At 71.7% G+C, this 18,121-nt stretch carries 13 protein-coding genes; 9 read left to right on the forward strand and 4 right to left on the reverse strand.

Annotated features, from left to right (window positions below; all coding sequences use genetic code 11):
* Positions 1-110: IS3 family transposase (locus ABZS58_RS11420; RefSeq protein ID WP_354780571.1), on the forward strand; the 110-nt coding region annotated here is incomplete at its 5' end.
* 366 nt (positions 111-476) lie between these two features.
* Here ABZS58_RS11420 and ABZS58_RS11425 read toward each other — a convergent pair.
* Genes ABZS58_RS11425 through ABZS58_RS11440 form a run of 4 tightly spaced genes read right to left on the reverse strand, consistent with a single transcriptional unit; the run spans position 477 to position 4,930 of the window.
* Positions 477-1,796: an FAD-dependent oxidoreductase gene (locus ABZS58_RS11425; protein WP_354780170.1), complete on the reverse strand. Its 1,320-nt coding sequence runs from the start codon at positions 1,794-1,796 to the stop codon at positions 477-479.
* Between the two features lie 5 nt (positions 1,797-1,801).
* The gene (locus ABZS58_RS11430; protein WP_354780172.1) at positions 1,802-2,647 is read right to left on the reverse strand and encodes a carbohydrate ABC transporter permease; all 846 of its coding nucleotides are present in this window, start codon (positions 2,645-2,647) and stop codon (positions 1,802-1,804) included.
* Positions 2,637-3,551: a sugar ABC transporter permease gene (locus ABZS58_RS11435; RefSeq protein ID WP_354780174.1), complete on the reverse strand. Its 915-nt coding sequence runs from the start codon at positions 3,549-3,551 to the stop codon at positions 2,637-2,639. Before ABZS58_RS11435 ends, ABZS58_RS11430 begins: the two co-directional genes overlap by 11 nt.
* An 11-nt stretch (positions 3,552-3,562) precedes the next feature.
* A complete protein-coding gene (locus tag ABZS58_RS11440) occupies positions 3,563-4,930 on the reverse strand; it encodes a sugar ABC transporter substrate-binding protein (protein ID WP_354780176.1) in 1,368 nt (455 codons plus the stop codon).
* A gap of 212 nt (positions 4,931-5,142) precedes the next feature.
* On the opposite strand from ABZS58_RS11440, the gene ABZS58_RS11445 reads away from it, so the two are divergent.
* From ABZS58_RS11445 to ABZS58_RS11480, 8 genes are all read left to right on the forward strand, one after another.
* On the forward strand, positions 5,143-6,045 hold the full coding sequence (locus ABZS58_RS11445) for a dihydrodipicolinate synthase family protein (protein WP_354780178.1): 903 nt from the start codon (positions 5,143-5,145) through the stop codon (positions 6,043-6,045).
* A 34-nt stretch (positions 6,046-6,079) separates the two neighbouring features.
* A complete protein-coding gene (locus tag ABZS58_RS11450; RefSeq protein WP_354780180.1) occupies positions 6,080-7,084 on the forward strand; it encodes a LacI family DNA-binding transcriptional regulator in 1,005 nt (334 codons plus the stop codon).
* 17 nt (positions 7,085-7,101) lie between these two features.
* Positions 7,102-8,094 carry a dihydroxyacetone kinase subunit DhaK gene (locus tag ABZS58_RS11455; RefSeq protein WP_354780182.1) on the forward strand — a complete coding sequence of 331 codons (993 nt, stop codon included), beginning with the start codon at positions 7,102-7,104 and terminating at the stop codon, positions 8,092-8,094.
* Complete coding sequence (locus tag ABZS58_RS11460; RefSeq protein WP_354780184.1) at positions 8,091-8,660, forward strand: DAK2 domain-containing protein; 570 nt, start codon at positions 8,091-8,093, stop codon at positions 8,658-8,660. The genes ABZS58_RS11455 and ABZS58_RS11460 overlap by 4 nt, the downstream gene beginning before the upstream one ends.
* The gene (locus tag ABZS58_RS11465) at positions 8,657-10,018 is read left to right on the forward strand and encodes an aldehyde dehydrogenase (NADP(+)) (RefSeq protein ID WP_354780186.1); all 1,362 of its coding nucleotides are present in this window, start codon (positions 8,657-8,659) and stop codon (positions 10,016-10,018) included. Before ABZS58_RS11460 ends, ABZS58_RS11465 begins: the two co-directional genes overlap by 4 nt.
* 363 nt (positions 10,019-10,381) lie before the next feature.
* Positions 10,382-10,975: a hypothetical protein gene (locus ABZS58_RS11470; RefSeq protein WP_354780188.1), complete on the forward strand. Its 594-nt coding sequence runs from the start codon at positions 10,382-10,384 to the stop codon at positions 10,973-10,975.
* Between the two features lie 102 nt (positions 10,976-11,077).
* Positions 11,078-13,141, forward strand: a complete 2,064-nt coding sequence (locus tag ABZS58_RS11475) for a flotillin family protein (RefSeq protein WP_354780190.1) — start codon at positions 11,078-11,080, stop codon at positions 13,139-13,141.
* A gap of 2 nt (positions 13,142-13,143) precedes the next feature.
* Positions 13,144-17,997: a DNA repair ATPase gene (locus ABZS58_RS11480; RefSeq protein WP_354780192.1), complete on the forward strand. Its 4,854-nt coding sequence runs from the start codon at positions 13,144-13,146 to the stop codon at positions 17,995-17,997.
* Positions 17,998-18,121 lie beyond the last annotated feature (124 nt).

An 18,121-nucleotide genomic window follows, 5' to 3' on the forward strand; every position in this document is an offset into this window, starting at 1 on the left:
TCGAAGGCTGGTACAACACCCGCCGTCGACACTCCACATTGGACTATCTCAGCCCAGCAGCTTACGAAACCAAGCTACGCAACGAATCCCAGCTCTGTCAGGTAGCCTGACACCACCTCAACAACCCTGTCCGTCAAAACGGGGCAACCCCAGTCACCGACAGAACCCACGTCGCTCCGCACCGCCCCAAGGTGCCACCCGTACGCGCCCTGACGCCCGCATCTGGCTGCGGTCCATGCGTTCGGCGCCGTACGTCGGGTCAACGCGAGGATGCCCCGACCATCCGGCCGGGCATCCTCGATCGTTACTAGAACGCCCGCCACGGACAGGTTCGTCTACCAGTCGCGCTGACCCGCTGGGCTCACCGCCGTTCCGCCGAGTGCGGGGAAGCCGAGCGCTGGGAAGTGGGCAAGCTGTAGGCGGAAGAGGCCGCCCGGCGCGCCCGCGAAGGCCGGGCCGGGCGGCATCCTTCTGGGTTACCGGGCGCCGATGACGCCGCGGGAGCGCAGGGTCGCCTGGAGCTTGCCGACGTCCACGGCGTGGGTGTCGGTGCCGCCGAGTGCGGCCAGGGCCGCCGCCGTGCCCGCCGCCTCGCCGGTGGTGAAGCAGGTCGCGGTGATGCGGGCCGAACCGTTCGCCTCGTGGGTGGTGGAGATGCAGCGGCCGCCGGCGAGCAGGTTGGTCAGGTCGCGGGCGGCCAGGGTGCCGAAGGGGATGTCGTAGGCGGCGGGCAGCCCGTCGGTGTGCGACAGGCCTGGTGCGTCGGCGTCGTGGACGTCGATCGGGAAGGCTCCCATGCCGATCGCGGTCTCGTCGCGGCGGGCGCTCAGCACGTCGTCCTGGGTGAGCGTGCGCAGGCCGAGGATCCGGCGGGACTCGCGGACGCCGACGCGGTCGCCGACGGCCGACAGGTACGCGTTGGCGCCGCCGGGAACGTAGCGGCGGAACCAGGCGACCGTCTCCAGCACCTGGTTGGCGAGGATCAGGTAGCCCGAGACCGTGCGGGTCACGTTCAGCACCGCCTCGCCGCGGGTCGGCCAGCCGGCCAGGTGCAGCTCGGTGCGGCGCCACGAGAGGCGTCCGTCGGCGTGGCCGGCGTCCAGCAGCGCGCCGAAGCCCCACAGGTTCACGTGGTCCTCGTCCGGCCGGCCGATGCGGCTGCCGGCCCGGAAGTCCTCGGGGTGCGCGCGGGCGTGGTCCAGCAGCGGGCCGAAGTCGACGCCGCCGAGGCGCAGCAGGAGCGAGACGGGCTGGGTGCGGCCCGGCCGGTCGGTCTGCACGGCCGCGCCGGCCAGGGCGAACACGACCGCGTCGCCGGAGCAGTCCACGACGATGGTGGGTCTGATGACGGTACCGCCGGAGCCGGCCGTCTCCACGCGCACCTCGGCGACTTTCGAGTCCACTGTGGACACGCCGACGACGGCGGTGTTGAGCATGAGCGTGACGCCGGCCCGGTGCAGCAGCACGGCCTCGGCCATGGCGAGCTCGGCGTGGTTGACCGGGGTGCGGGTGGCGGTGTAGGCGACGTCGTCCGGGATGTGGCCGGGGCTGCCGCCGTAGCTCTGCAACAGCGCGATGATCCGCTGCCCGACGCCGCCGGTGACCTGGTTGCCGGCGGCGTCGTGGAAGCCGGCGCTGTGCTCCAGCAGCTGCCAGGCGAGCGTGCCGCCGACGTGGCCGGTCGCCTCGACGAGCAGCGTGTCGGCGCCCGACTCGGCGGCGGCGACCGCCGCCGACACGCCGGCCGAGCCGGCACCGACCACGAGCACCTGCGGGGTCAGGACGTTGGTGTCCAACGGATTCAGCCTTTCACGCTGCCGGCGGTCAGGCCCTTTTCGTAGTACCGCTGCAGCACGAAGAAGAGGACCACGACCGGGATCGTCACGAGGGTGCTCAGCGCCATGATGGCGCCCCAGCGGATGTCGAAGGAGGTCACGAGGCCGGCCATGCCGACCGGTGCGGTGACGTTGTCGCCCTGGGCGATGACGCTGGCGAGCAGGAACTCGTCCCAGGAGAGGATGAAGGCGAACATGGCCGTGGTGGCCAGGCCCGTGCGCAGCAGCGGCAGCGTCACGCGCAGGAAGGCGCCCAGGTAGCCCTGGCCGTCGACCCACGCGGCCTCCTCGAGCTCCCGTGGCACCGCCTCCACGAAGCTCTTCATCAGCCACGTCGTCAGCGGCAGCGTGATCGTCAGGTGCGCGATGATGATGCCGGCCAGGGAGCCGGCCAGGCCCAGCGAGGCGAGCACGAGATACAGCGGCACCAGCAGCAGGATCGCCGGGAAGAGGTACGAGACGCCCAGGCAGGCCAGCAGCACCCGGCGGCCCGGGAAGGTGAACCGGGTGACCGCGTAGCCGGCCGCCGTGCCCAGCGTGAGCGAGACGAGCGTCGTCACGATCGCGACCACGAAGCTGTTGGCGAACCAGCGCAGCGCGCCGGAGCCGAACACCTCCTCGTACCAGGCGCCGGTGACCGCCGTCGGCACGACCGACGGGTCGCTCTGGAAGAGCTGGTCCGCCGGGCGTACCGAACTCATCACCATCCACAGGATCGGCCCGACGGCGAAGAAGACGATGAGGGCGAGCGCGACGACCCGGCCGGCGATCCCGGCCTTGGACGCCTTCGAGCGCCGCTGCTCAGGCCGCACGCCGGACGCGGAACCGGTAGAGGATCCAGCCGACGAGCCCGACGAGGCCGAGGAAGAGCCCGGCGAAGGATGCGATCGCTGCTGCGTAACCGACACGGAACTCACCCATGACCACCTTGTAGATGTACGTCGACAACACTTCGCTGGACCCGGCCGGGCCGCCGCGGGTCAGCAGCCACACCAGCTCGAAGTACATGAGGGTCCAGATGCCCCGCAGCGCCAGCAGGGACAGCGCCGCGGAGCGCAGGTTGGGCAGCGTCACGTGGACGAACTCGCGCCACGGACCGGCGCCGTCGACCCGGGCCGCCTCGTACTGCGCCGGGTCGATGCTCTGCATGCGCGCCCAGAACACGAGCATCGCGAACGGGAAGCCGCGCCAGATGTTGACGAGCACGACCGTCGCCAGCGAGGTCGACTCCTGCCCGAGCGGGTTGGCTCCCGGGTCGAGCGCGCCCCAGGACTGCAGGCTGGTGCTGATGACGCCGTAGTGCCCGTCGAGCATCCACTGCCAGACCAGCGCGCTGGCGATGACCGGCACGACGTACGGGATCAGCAGCAGCTGGCGGATCCAGCGCATCCCGGGCCAGTCGGCGTCGATGAGCAGCGCCGCGGCCAGGCCCAGGCCGAGCTGGCCGGCCAGCGACAGCACGGTCCAGATCAGTGTGTGGCCGATCGTCGACCACAGCGTCTCGTCGGAGAAGATCTCGCTGAAGTTCGACAGGCCCGCGAACTCGGCGTTGCCGGTGAGCAGGTCGATCGAGAACAGCGAGGTACGGAAGCTTTCGAAGATGGGGTACGCGAGGATCGTCGCGAACAGCAGCGCAGCGGGCAGGGCGAAGGCGATGCCTGCCCGCTGCTGCCGTCCGGTCAGCCCACGCGAGAAGACCGCGGGTGTGGAGGCCATGAGTCCGCCTGTCAGCTCACTTTGGCGAGACGCTTCATCTCGGTATTGATCTTGTCGAAGGCCTGTTCGGCGGTCTGGTTGCCGGCCGCCGCGGCCTGAAGGTTGTCGCCCACGAAGGTGGTCGCCTCGATCTGGCCGGCCAAGGGGTTGAGCCCGGCCTCCATGCCGTAGCGGTACCACTCGGGCAGCGACTTGTCGCGGATGGTCTGCACCTGCTCGGCGAACTTCTGCACCGTGGGGTTACCGGTGTAGACGGCGGACCTGGCAGCGCTGTTGGTGGCCGGCAGGGCGAACACGGGGCGCGTGTTGACCCGGGCCGCCTGCAGGTCCGCCTGCATCATGCAGCCGACGAGGTCCTTGGCGGCCTGCTGCCGGCGGTCGTTGCTCTTGCCGATCATGTAGAAGTAGCCGCCGCCGAGCGAGCCCTGCGGCTTGGCTTCCGTCGTCGGGCCGGGCAGCTGGAACACGCCGATGTTGTCGAGCATCGAGGGGTTCTGCTCGTTGGCCATGCCCACGACGGCGCCGAAGTCCAGCGTCATCGCGCTCTTGCCCTGCACGAACGCGGTGCGGAAGTCGGTCCAGGCCCACGTGCGCGACTCCGGCTGGGAGGCGGCCTTGTAGAGGTCGAGCATGAACTGGGTCGCCTCGACGGCCTTGGCCTTGTCCTTGTCCAGCGCGTAGGCGCCGGTCTTCGGGTCGAAGGTGTGCACGCCGTTGGCGTAGAGGAACTGGTAGTACGTCTGCGGCGCGACGAGCGCGGAGGCCATCGGCACCGAGAAGCCGCGCACGCCGCCGGCCGGGTTGTCCAGCGCCTTGGCCGCGGTGAGCAGCTCGCTCCAGCTGGTCGGCACCTTGATGCCCTTGGCCGCGAAGAGGTCCTTGCGGTAGTACACCTCCTGGTGCAGCGCCCAGTCCGGCACCGCCCAGGTCTTGCCGTCCTTGCCCACCGCGTGCAGGAACGATCCGACGAAGTCGTCCCGCCCGTGTTTGTCGACCACGTCGTCCACTGGGACGATGTAGTCGCCGGCCTGCGCCGCGGCCACGCCGCCCTCGATGGTGTTCATGATGTCGGGGCCGTTGCCGGCCCGGAACGCCGTGACCATCTTCGGATACATGCTGTCGAAGGGCACGGCCTCGAAGGCCACGCTGACGTCGGTCTGCTTGGCGACGCACTGGTCCGCCTGCTGCTTGATGACGTCGGCCTGCGCCTTGACGGTGAGGTTGGTCCAGAAGGTCAGTTTGATCGGGCCGCCGTTGTCCGCGGCGCTGCCGCCCGGGCTCTTGGCTGACGGTGGAGCACAGGCCGAGGTCAGGGCGAGAGCGCCGGCGACGGCAGCTGCCGTCAGGGTGTGCCGAGCTCTCGGAGGGCGTCGAAGCATGTGATGTGTCCTCGCTGTTGCCGACTGATTGCTGCCCCGTGTTAACGGTTACACCGTGACGGCAGGCCCGGTCGGTGTCAAGTGGGGAAGACGAAACATTCCAGTTCAGTGCCCTGAAACAAGCCGTTGACAGGAGGCCGGAGATCGGCGATTCTGGCGGTCAGCTGTAACCGGTTACATGAACCGCTGAGGCTTGGAAAGGCTGCAAACACATGTCCCTGGCTACGAAGACCGCCTTCAAGGGCGTCATCCCGCCGCTCGTGACCCCGTTCGACGCCGACGAGAACATCGACGTCGAGGCGCTGCGGGCCGAGATCCGGCTGCACCTCGCGGCCGGCGTGCAGGGCATCTGCGTCACCGGTTCGACCGGTGACGGGCAGATGCTCTCGCTGGAGCAGTCCGTGACCATCGCGAAGGTCGCCGTCGAGGAGGTCGCCGGGGCGATCCCGGTCATCGCCGGCATCATCCGCGACTCGACCGCCGAGGTCATCCGCTACGGCAAGGCGATCGCCGAGACCGGCGTCGACGCGCTGCAGGTGACCCCGGTGCACTACCTGTTCCAGCCCGACGAGGCGACGACGATCGAGTACTACCGGCGCATCACCGAGGCCACCGGGGCGCCGGTCATCATCTACAACGTCATCCCGTACGCGCTGATCCCGGCCACCACCGTCTACCGGTGCATCCAGGAGATCGAGCTGGTCGTCGGCGTCAAGCAGTCCGGCGGCAACATCCACCAGCTCGCCGACCTGCTCAAGGCCGCCCCGACCGAGGGCGCGGTGCTGACCGCCGTCGACGACCTGCTGTACCCGGCCTACCTCCTCGGCGCCCAGGGCGCGGTCAGCGCGACCCTCACCGTCGTGCCCGACCTGTGCGTCGCGCAGTGGAACGCGGTGCAGGCCGGCGACCACAAGACCGCACTGGACATCCACAACAAGCTGCTGCCGGTGTGGCGCGCCATCGACGGGCCGAACATGACGGTCCGGATCAAGGCCGCGCTCGAGCTGCAGGGCCGCAACGGCGGGCTCGGCGCTCACCCGTTGACCCCCGTGAGCGAGGCGGAGCGGGTTACCATCCGGTCGGCCCTGGTGGAAGCCGGCGTCCTTCCGGTTTGATGAGGGTCCGCTTTTACCAGCTGAGGAGCAGATTGTGGCAGGCATTCGGGACGTGGCCAGACTGGCCGGGGTGTCGACCGCAACCGTGACGCGCGCCCTGCGCGATGAGGCGTCGGTGACCGCGGAGACCAAGGCGAAGGTCTTGGCCGCCGCGGCCCGGCTCGACTACGTGCCCAGCGCCGCCGCACGCGCCCTGTCCCAGGGCCGCAGCAGCGTGCTCGGCCTGTTCGTGCCGGACATCGTCAACCCGTTCTACGCCTCGGTCGCGCAGGGCATGGCCGACCGGGCCGCGGAGGAGCGCTATCAGCTCGTCATCGCGGGCTCCCACCTGAACCCGGAGCGGGAGCGGCAGATGGTGACCTCGCTGCACGACGGCACCTTCGCCGGGCTCGCCGCCACCACGCTGGGCACCGACGAGAGCTTCCGCTCGGCCCTCACCGGTCAGCGCGGGCCGCTGGTGCTCGTCGACCGGCGCCCGCGCGGACTGCACGCGCCGCTGGTGCGCACCGACAACCGCAAGGTCACCCGCGACGCGGTCGGCGAGTTCTTCCGGCTCGGTCACACCAAGGTCGCGATGATCTCCGGCCCGCGCGACTTCGACACCGCCTGCCAGCGGCTGTCCGGCTTCCGGCTGGCGTACCGCGACGCGGGCCTGCCCGTCCGTGAGGAGTACATCAGCCACGGCCACCTGGGCGAGGACGGCGGCCACCGGGCCATGACCCAGCTGCTGGCCATGCCCGAGCCCCCGACCGCCGTGTTCTGCTTCAACAACCTCGTCACCGTCGGCGCGCTCATGGCCATCCGCGCGGCCGGGCTGAAGATCCCGACCGACGTGAGCCTGCTCGCCTTCGACGACATGAGCCTCTTCCCGCTCGTCGAGCCGCCGATCACCGCGATCGCCCAGCCGGCGTACGAGATGGGGCGCGCCGCCGCCGAGCTGCTGCTGCGCCGCATCGCCGGCGAGACCGACCTCGCCGACATCGTCCTGCCCGCGACCCTGATCACCCGCGAGTCGCTGGGCCCACCACTGTCAGTCTGAGAGCTGAGTTCCTTCATATGGCAGCACCGTTCCTCGCGTCCGAGGGCGACTACGTCGACCGGGCGCTGGGCGGCTTCGCGCGCGCCAACGCCGACGTCGTCGCCCTGCACACCGACCCCGTCTTCGTCCAGGCCGTCGCGCCGGACCCCGCCCGCGTCGTCGGCATCGTCTCCGGCGGCGGCTCCGGCCACGAGCCGATGCACGCCGGGCTCGTCGGGCGCGGCATGCTCGACGCCGCGGTGCCCGGCAAGGTCTTCGCCTCGCCGCACAACCGGCAGGTGTACCAGGCCAGCAACGCCGTCGCCGGACCCGAGGGCGTGCTGCACATCGTCAAGAACTACACCGGCGACCGGATCAACTTCGGCATCGCCGCCGAGCGGCTGCGCCACGACGGCATCCGCGTCGAGCGGGTCCTCATCGACGACGACATCGCCACCGACTCCGCCGACACCACGACCGGCCGCCGCGGCACCGGCGCCACGATCCTGGTCGAGAAGCTGCTCGGCGCGGCCGCCGACACCGGGCTGGGCCTGAGCGAACTGGCCGAGCTGGGCGCGCGCATCGCCGCCCGCTCCCGCAGCATCGCCGTCGCCGCCCAGGCCCACACCTCACCCGCCACCGGAAGACTCGCCTTCGACCTGTCGGACGGGGAGGTGGAGTACGGCGTCGGCATCCACGGCGAGCGCGCCGCCCGCAGCGTGCCGCGACCGCCGCTGGAGGAACTGGTCGGCCGGATGCTGGACGACGTGCTCGCCGGGACCCCGGCCGGCGACCGGGCGCTGCTGCTGGTCAACGGGCTCGGCGCCACGACCGGGATCGAGCTGCACAACGTCTACGCCATCGCCGCCGACGCCATCGCCGAGCGCGGGATCTCGCTCGGCGGCAGCCTCGTCGGCACCTGGACGCCGGCGCTGGACATGAAGGGCTTCTCCCTGACCGTGACCATGCTGCAGGACGACTGGCAGGCCCTCTGGGACGCGCCGGTCTGGACCGCGACGCTTCGGAAGTGAGCACTTCGATGTTGATGGAGACCTTCCTCCGCCTGGCGGAGCGGGACCACGCCGAGCTGACCGCGATGGACCAGGCGGCCGGCGACGGCGACTTCGGCGACAACCTGCGCGGCGCCCTGCGCCTCGTCGTCCAGCGGATGCCCGCGGACGCGACGGCCCAGGCCGAGCTGGCCGTCGCCGCCACGTGCTTCCTCGACGAGGTCGGCGGCACCAGCGGCCCGCTCATCGGCCTGCTCCTGCAGGAGATGGCGGCCGCGCCGACGCTCGTCGAGGGCCTGACCAACGGCATCGCGGCCATCCAGCGCGTCGGCGAGGCGAGGCTCGGCGACCGCACGATGCTCGACTGCCTCATCCCGGCCCGCGACTTCCTCGCCGCGCACCCCGGCGACCTCACCGGCACCGCCGAGGCCGCCGCCAGGGCCGCATCGTCCACATCGGAGCTTCGGGCCCGGGCCGGCCGCGCCAGCTACGTCGGCGACCGCGCGATCGGCACCCCCGACGCGGGCGCGATGGGCATGGCGCTGTTCTTCGCCGCCCTCGCCGAGCAGGAAAGGCAGGTCGCATGAGCACGACCGAACTGGACACCGCCTGCGCCCGGGCCGGGGCGGCCTTCGACGGGTACCGCGCGCTGCCGGCCAAGCGACGCGCCGAGTTCCTGCGCGGGATCGCGGACCGGCTGGCCGCCAACGGCGACGAACTCGTCGAGCTCGTCCGGGCCGAGACCGCGCTGCCCGAGGCGCGCGGCCGCACCGAGCTGGGCCGGACCGCGAACCAGCTGCGGATGTTCGCCGACCTGCTGGAGACGCCGGAATGGGACGACCCGCGACACGTGCCCGGCGCCCCGGGCGTGCGCCCGGACCTGCGCTCCCGCCGGATCCCGCTCGGCCCGGTCGCGGTCTTCGGCGCGTCGAACTTCCCGCTCGCGTTCTCCGTCGCCGGCGGTGACACCGCGGCCGCGTTGGCCGCCGGGTGCCCGGTCGTGGTCAAGGGCCACCCCGCCCACCCGCGCACCGGCGCGCTGGCCGGCCGCTGCGTCACCGAGGCGGCCGCCGCGACCGGGCTGCCCGACGGCGTCTTCGCCCTGGTGTCCGGCCCCGGCAACGAGTTCGGCGCGCGGCTGGTCGCAGACCCGCACATCGCCGCCGTCGGCTTCACCGGCTCCCGCTCCGGCGGCCTGGCCCTCATGGCCGTCGCGCAGGCGCGGAAGGTGCCGATTCCGGTGTACGCCGAGATGTCCAGCATCAATCCGGTCCTGCTGCTCCCGGCCCGCCTGGCCGCCGACCCTGACGGCCTCGCCGCCGCCTTCGCCGGCTCCCTCACCGCCGGCGCCGGGCAGTTCTGCACCAACCCGGGGCTGCTGCTGGCGATCGACGGACCGGGCCTGCCCGCGTTCCGGGCCGCGCTCGCCGCCGCCCTCGGGGAGTCCCCGTCCGCGACGATGCTGACCCCCGCGATCGCCGAGGCGTACCGGCAGGGCGTCGCCGGCCGCGCCGACCGTATCGTCGCCGGCGCGGCCGAGGGCTGCCGCCCCGCGGTCTTCGCCGCCACGGCCGCCGAGTTCGCCGCGGCCCCGGACCTGCGCGAGGAGGTCTTCGGCGCCGCGTCCCTGCTGGTCACCTGCGCCGACGCCGACGAGCTGGCCGCCGTCGTGGAGTCGCTGGAAGGCCAGCTGACCGCGACCCTGCAGGGCGAAGCAGCCGACCTGCCGCTGGCCCGCCGGCTGCTGCCGGCCCTGGAGCGCAAGGCCGGCCGGATCATCTGGAACGGCTGGCCGACGGGCGTCGAGGTCAACGCGGCCCAGGTGCACGGCGGCCCGTTCCCGGCCACGTCGGACGGGCGCAGCACGTCGGTCGGCACGATGGCGATCGAACGCTTCCTGCGCCCGGTCGCCTATCAGGACCTCCCGGCCGCCCTGCAGCCCTGAGCCGCCCAGGGTGCGGCGCCGGCGTCAGGTCAAGCCGGCGGGGATCCAGCCCTGGTCGTGGCGGTCCGCGCAGCGCCGCGCACACCGCCACGACCAGCTCGCGCAGTGCCTCCGGCCGGGCCGGGAAAGGGCTACCGGGAGTGGTGGTGTCAATGTAAGGTGACGCCTAGGTGCGCCGGGAAGTCTGGTCGGCAATGGTTTTGCCGTGTCCAGAAAGGGCCCAGTCGTGGACGTTCTCGTCATCCGCACCGCATCCTCCGCCGAGCGGTTCAACCGTGTGCCCGTGTCGGATCTGACCGTCCACATCGGAGCGACGCCGCTGCGGCGTCGGTCGCCGGGGCGGCCACGTCCGGTCGCGGGCACATGAGCACGTTCATCGGCGCGGCGTTCGCGTTTCCCACCGCCATCTTCAGCGTGCTGCTGCTCGCCGTCGTCGCCTACTGGGTGGTCGTCGTGGCCGGTGCGCTGGACGCCGACACGCTCGACGACGGCGGCGGATCCGATGTGGACGGTGGGTTGTTGAGCGTCGTCGGGCTCGGCGGCGTCCCGGTCACCGTCGCCGCCTCGCTCCTGATCGCCGTCGGCTGGTTCGCCAGCCTCACCGCCGGTGCGCTGGTGCACGGCGCGTTCGCCCCTGCCGTCGTGCTGATCGTGGCGCTCGGCGTCGCCTGGCTCGCCACCCGGCTGGCCGTCCTGCCGCTGCGGCGGCTGTTCACCGAGGCGCCCGCACCGTCCCGCGCCGACTTCCTCGGCCGGCCCTGTGTCATCCGCACCGGGACCGTGACGCTGACCTTCGGCCAGGCCGAGGTCACGGTCGAGGACGGGTCGTCGGCGATCGTGCAGGTGCGCCAGACCGGTGAGGACCAACTGAGCGTCGGCTGCGCCGCGTACATCTACGGATACGACGATACCGGCGAGTTCTTCTGGGTCGTGGCAGACCCCGCCACCCTCGCCTGACACCGAACTCCACCGTCCGGCGGCGCCGCATGCCTGCGGCGTCGCTCGGCGCTGTTCTGCAACCTCTTGCCTGTCCCGCCCTACTCAGAAGGGGACTTCTCGATGGATGTCATCACCACCGGTCTCGCCGTGCTCGTCGCCGTCGTCGTGCTCATCCTGGTCGGCGTGCTGCTCATGGTCGCCCGGCTGTTCCGCAAGATCGATCAGGGCAGGGCGTTGATCATCTCCAAGGTGCGGCGGGTCGACGTCACCTTCACCGGTGCCGTTGTGCTGCCGGTACTGCATAAGGCCGAGGTCATGGACATCTCGGTCAAGACGATCGAGATCGAGCGCTCCGGGCACGAGGGCCTGATCTGCCGCGACAACATCCGGGCCGACATCCGCATCACGTTCTTCGTGCGGGTCAACAAGACCGTCGAGGACGTCATCAAGGTCGCCCAGGCGATCGGCACCGCCCGCGCGAGCGACCAGTCGACGCTGCAGGAGCTGTTCAACGCGAAGTTCTCCGAGGCGCTCAAGACGGTCGGCAAGCAGCTGGACTTCGTCGACCTGTACACCAAGCGCGACGAGTTCCGCGACCAGATCATCCGGGTCATCGGCACCGACCTCAACGGCTACAGCCTCGAGGACGCCGCCATCGACTTCCTCGAGCAGACACCGATGAGCCGGCTGGACCCGGCGAACATCCTGGACGCGCAGGGCATCCGGAAGATCACCGAGCTCACGGCGATCGAGCACGTGCGGACCAACGAGTTCCAGCGCAGCGAGCAGAAGGAGATCAAGCGCCAGGACGTCGACGCGCGGGAGGCGATCCTCGAGCTGGAGCGGCGGCAGGCCGAGGCGGAGATCCGGCAGGCCCGCGAGGTGGCGACGCTGCAGGCCCGCGAGGACGCCGAGGTGGTGCGGGTGAAGGCGGAGGAGCGGCTCAAGGCGCACGGCGCGGACCTGCGCACCGACGAGCAGCTCGGCATCCAGCGGGAGAACCAGGCCCGCGAGATCGCCGTCGCGCAGAAGAACCGCGAGCGGGTCATCGCCATCGAGACCGAACGCATCGAGAAGGACCGCATGCTGGAGGTCATCGCCCGGCAGCGGGAGACCGAGCTGTCCACGATCGCCAAGGACAAGGAGCTGGAGATCGAGCGGCGCGGCATCGCCGAGGTCGTCCGCGAGCGCGTCGCGGTGGACAAGACCGTCGCCGAGCAGGAGGAGCAGATCAAGCGGCTCCGGGTGGTCGAGGAGGCCGAGCGGACCCGCCAGGCGGTCGTCATCCAGGCCGAGGCGGAGGCGCAGGAGAGCCTCGTCAAGGACATCAAGGCCGCCGAGGCGGCGGAGGCGTCGGCGAAGTTCAAGGCCCGCGAGGAAATCGTCCTCGCCGAGGCCCGCCAGCAGACCGCCGAGCTCGACGCCCGCGCGAAGATCCGGCTCGCCGAGGGTGTCCAGGCCGAGGCCGCCGCCGTCGGGCTCGCCGATGTGCAGGTGCGTGAGCGCAGCGCGGAGGCGATCGAGAAGGTCGGCCGCGCCGAGGTGGCCGTCGAGCGGGACAAGGCGCTCGCCACCGCCGAGGTCGGCCGGGCCAACGCCGGCGTGGAGCGGGAGCGGGCGCTGGTCGCCGCCGAAGCCATCCGCGAGAAGCTCAAGGGCGAGGCGGAGGGCCTCACCGACAAGGCCGCGGCGATGGCGGCACTGGACGACGCGACCCGCATGCACGAGGAGTACCGGCTGCGCCTGGAGGCGGAGAAGGAGATCCGCCTCGCCGGCATCGACGCGTCTCGGCAGGTCGCCGAGTCGCAGGCGCACGTGCTCGCCGCCGGTCTGGAGAAGGCCGACATCGACATCGTCGGCGGCGAGAGCATGTTCATCGACCGGCTCATGAGCTCGATCACGATGGGCAAGAGCATCGACGGTTTCGTGCAGCACTCCGACGTCATGGGCGCGGTCGCCGCGCCGTACCTCAACGGCAACGCCGACCTGGGCAACGACCTGGCACGGCTGCTCGGCGCGATCAGCACCGCGGACATGGGCAACCTCACGCTGTCCGCGCTGCTGCTCCAGCAGATCAAGGCCGGTGGGTCCGACGCGGCGAAGCTCAAGGAACTGCTCACCGCTGCGCAGCACCTCGGTGTCGCCGACACGCCGGCGGCGTCCCTGGCGGCGGGGAAGCACTGACCGTGACGCAGACCGACACGTCATCGGCCGGCCTGGACGCGGGCACCTACGAGGTGCTCCGCGCCCGGCTGGCCGGCCAGGCCGCCGAGCTCACCCGCAGGGCCGACCTGCTCAACAACCGCCGGATCGAGGTGTTCGGCAGCGCCGAGATGCGACTGCTGGGCAGCGAAGGGATCCGCACCGGCAACCACTGCGTGCCCCGCGACATCGTGTCCGTCGGTGGGCTGATGCTCTTCGGGTACAACGTGTTCATCGGTCTCAAATCGGAGACCACGGTCGAGGGCGTCTTCTCCCTGCACGGCTTCGTCCGCGACGGCGACACGGTCCGGTTCGACGAGCAGCCCCTCGACGGGCTGCTGCGCGACCCGCAGTTCCAGCGCGACTTCAGCGAGCTGTACCGCTACTACCAGCAGACCCGGCTGATGCGGTTGCGCCGCCTCGACGGCCGGCTCCTCGCGGTGTTCCAGACCGGCCCGCGGGTCGACGACACCCGCGTGCTGCGCTGGCGGGTCGCCGCCGACGGCACCGTCACCTATCTGGACAACCGGGGCGAGCGCGACGACACGTTCCCGGCCACCCACGACTTCGCGTGGGTGCAGACCACCCGGGAACACCACGTGCTCGGCCGGCACCCGCACGTCTCCATCGAGGACGAGGTCTTCGTCGAGACGGTCGGCGGTGACCTCACCGTCAAACTGGAGAACGACACCGAGACCGGCGAGGGCATCTACGCGGAGCCGGTCGACGAGCCGCTGCAGAGCCTCGCCGACGCCGACATCGCCTACGCCCGCGTGGGCGCGCTGATTCTGCTGCGGATCCTGCCGTACAAGGAGACGGTCACCCGCTACCTGGTGTTCAACACGCGGACCAGGGACGTCGTGCGGCTCGACGGCATCGGCCAGGCGTGCCTGCGCCTGCCCGAGGACCACGGCATCGTCTTCCCCGGCGGGTACCACCTGGACACCGGCGTCACCAAGACGTTCGACACCGACGTGACGGACCTGGAGTTCGAACGGGTGATCCGCTCGACCAACGGCGAGGACGTCCTGTACGTCTTCCACGCCAGGGACGAGGGACGGTCGCTGCTGCTGCCGTACAACGTGATCCGCAAGACGGTCGCCAACCCCATGACCTGTCACGGCTACTCGCTGTTCGACGACGGCACCCTGGTGCTGTTCCGGGCGCTGTCCGACGCGCCGGCCCGGGTCCACACGATGCAGGTCTGGCAGACGCCGTTCTGCTCCGACGCGCACGCCGCGGCCCGTCCGGCCGGCGGCGGGGCGCTGGAACGCATCGGCAACGCCGACCTCGTGCGCGGGGTCTCCGACTGCCTGTCGGTGGCGCGCATGGTCGAGGAGATGGCCCCGGCCGGCCCGGTGTTCGAGGCGATCGTCGCCGCGTGCGTGCGGCTCGCCGACCACCACCACTGGCTCGGCGAGGACGAGGTCGGCGACCTGCTCGGGCCCCTCGCAGAGGTCCGGGCGACCGCCGCCGCGGCGCTCGAGGAGCACGAGAAGGTCCGTGCCCTCACCGGCCGCGCCGCCGCCGACCTGCGCGACGCCGCCGACGGCATCGGGTCGCTGGTGCGCCGTTCGCGGGGTGAGACCCCGTCGGGCGCCGACGGCTGGGTGCGCCGGCTCACCGAGCTGCGCCACGCGCAGGGCAGGCTCGTGACGCTGCGCGAGGTGCGTTACGTCGACACCGGGCGCGTCGACGAGCTCGACGGGGTACTCACCGCCGAGCTCGCCGCCGCCGCGCACCGGGCCGTCGGCTTCCTGCGCCGCGACGACGCCTTCGACGACCACCACGCCGAGGTCGAGCGGCTCACCGCAGACGCCGCAGCCATCGCCACCGCCGCCGAGGCCGCACCGGTGCGGCAGCGCCTCGCCGAGCAGACCGACGGTCTGCAGGTGGTCACCGAGGTGGTCGGCTCGCTGGACATCGCCGACACCACCGTGCGCATCGGCATCCTGGAGGGGGTCGCCGCGGTGCTCGGCGCCGTCAACCGGGCCCGGGCCGTCCTCGACGGCCGCCGCCGCGACCTGCTGGAGCGCGAAGGGCGCGGCGAGTTCGCGGCCGAGGCGAGCCTGCTCGGCCAGGCGATCACCGGCGCGCTCGCCGCCGCCGACAGCCCGCAACGCTGCGACGAACAGCTCGGCCGGCTGCTGCTGCGGCTGGAGCAGCTGGAGTCGAGGTTCGGCGAGTTCGACGACTTCCTCGACCAGCTCGGCACGAAACGGTCCGAGGTGTACGAGGCGTTCACAGCCCGAAAGCAGGCGCTGCTGGACGAGCGGTCGCGACGTGCTGACCGGCTCGCCGGCTCCGCCGAACGCATCCTGGGCAGCGTCGCCCGGCGGGCCGCGACCCTCGACTCGCTGGACGCGGTCAACACGTACTTCGCCTCCGACCCGATGGCGGCGAAGCTGCACGGCATCGCCGACGACCTGCGAGCCCTGGACGACCAGGTGCGCGCCGACGAGCTGCGGGGCCGGATCGCCGCGGCCCGCCTGGAGGCCGGCCGGGCACTACGCGACCGGCTCGACCTGTTCACCGACGGCGGCGGCACGATCCGCCTCGGCCGGCACCGGTTCGCGGTCAACACCCAGCCCGTCGACCTCACGCTCGTCCCGCACGACGGCCGGCTGACCTTCGCCGTCACCGGCACCGACTACCGCTCGGCCGTCCACGACGACGTCCTCGACGCCGCCCGGCCGTTCTGGGAGCAGCCGCTGCCGTCGGAGTCGCCGGAGGTGTACCGCGCCGAGCATCTGGCGTCGGTACTGCTCGCCGAGCTCGACCCGAAGACGTTGCTCGGGGGTGACCTGCTCGAGGTGGTGCGCAGGGCGGCGGAGCAGCGCTTCGACGAAGGCTACGAGCGGGGCGTGCACGACCACGACGCCGCCCTGATCCTCGACACGCTGCTGCGCCTGCACGCCGCCGCCGGACTGCTGCGCTTCCCACCGGCGGCGCGAGCGGCGGCGCAGCTGTCGTGGTCGCCGGACGCGTCCCTCGTCCGGCGGGTGGGCTCCCTCGCCCGGGCCCGCGCACTGTTCGGCCCGTCTGCCGCGATCGGGGACCTGTCCGCCGAACTCGCCACGTCGATCGCGGGCTTCCACACGTCCAACGGCCTGGCCCTGTCCGCCGGTGACGCGGTCCTCGCGGGTGAGTACCTGTTCGAGGAGCTCGCCACCGCGCCGGCCGGGTTCGTCACCAGCGCCGCCGCGCGGGCCGTCGTCGCCGCGTTCCGGGCCGCGCTGACCGACGACCGGCAGACCTTCGAGGACGACCTGCGCGCCCTCGGCGACAACCTCGCCGCCCGCCGTCAACTGGTCGAGGCGTGGCTGACGTCCTTCGCCGCGGGGCGCTCCTTCGCCGCCGAGGACCTGGCCGAAGCCGTCGCCATCGAGGTGTGCGGCCCGCGGCTGCCGCGCTACGACTGCACCGCGCCGCTGACCGCCGACGTGCCGGGGCTGCTCGGCACGCACCCGCGCATCGCCGGCCGGACGCTGCCCGTCCGCCTCGACGAACTGCTCACCCGGACCCGGACCATGCGCACCGAGCGGATGCCGGCGTTCCGGGCGTACCAGCGACGCCGCGCCGAACTCGTCACCGCCGAACGGGACCGGCTGCGGCTGACCGAGTACACGCCGAAGGTGATGAGCGGATTCGTCCGCAACCAGCTGGTCGACCAGGTGTACCTGCCGCTGATCGGCGACAGCCTGGCCCGGCAGCTCGGCGGGTCCGGCGCCCAGATGGGTCTGCTGCTGCTCATCTCACCGCCCGGCTACGGCAAGACCACCCTCATGGAGTACGTCGCGAACCGGCTCGGCCTGGTCCTCGTCAAGGTCAGCGGCCCGGCGCTCGGCCGCGGTGTCACCTCCGTCGATCCCGCCGAGGCGCCCAACGCCACGGCCCGGCAGGAGGTCGAGAAGATCTCCTTCGCCCTGGAGATGGGCAGCAACGTCCTGCTGTACCTCGACGACATCCAGCACGTCTCGCCGGAGCTGCTGCAGCAGTTCATCTCGCTGTGCGACGCGCAGCGCCGGATGGAAGGCACGTGGAACGGCCGCACCCGCACGTACGACCTTCGGGGCAAACGCTTCGCGGTGTGCATGGCCGGCAACCCGTTCACCGAGTCGGGGCACCACTTCCAGGTGCCGGACATGCTGGCCAACCGCGCCGACGTGTGGAACCTCGGCGACGTCCTGTCCGGCAGGGAGGAGCTGTTCGCGCTCAGCTTCATCGAGAACGCGCTCACCGCCAACCCCGTGCTGGCGCCGCTGTCCACGCGCGCCCAGGGCGACGTCGAGCTGTTGGTGCGGCTCGCCCGCGGCGACGACCGGGTGCGCGCCGATCAGCTCGAGCACCCCTATGCCCAGGTCGAGCTCGAGCAGATCCTGGCGGTGCTGCGCCATCTGCTGCGGGTCCAGGAGGTGGTACTGGCGAGCAACCGCGCCTACATGGCGTCGGCGGCGCAGGCGGACGCGTCGCGCACCGAACCGCCGTTCCGGCTGCAGGGCTCCTACCGCAACATGAACAAGCTCGCGGAGCGGATCGTGCCCGTCATGAACGACGCCGAGCTGGAACAGCTGATCGACGACCACTACGCCGGCGAGGCGCAGACCCTTACCGACGGCGCCGAGGCGAACCTGCTCAAGCTCGCCGAGCTGCGCGGCCGGCTGCGCGAGGACCAGGCGCGCCGATGGGCCGAGGTGAAGGCGGGCTACCTGCGGCGAATGGCGCTGGGCGGGCCGCAGGACGACCCGCTGACCCGCGCGGTGGCAGCGGTCGGCCTCCTCGCCGACCGCGTCGGCGGCGTCGAGTCCGCGATCGACCGCGCCACGACCGCCCGGTGAAGCGAACGGCGCGATCCGCCGCCCACCGCGCGGCGGGTGGTGCGCGGCGGGTGGTGCGCGGCGGGTGGTGCGATTCACCGCACGTCACGCGGTGGGTGGTCTACCGCACGTCGGCCGGTGGACG

It is taken from the genome of Dactylosporangium sp. NPDC005555 (genome assembly GCF_040605635.1).
In the GTDB taxonomy this organism is placed as follows: domain Bacteria; phylum Actinomycetota; class Actinomycetes; order Mycobacteriales; family Micromonosporaceae; genus Dactylosporangium.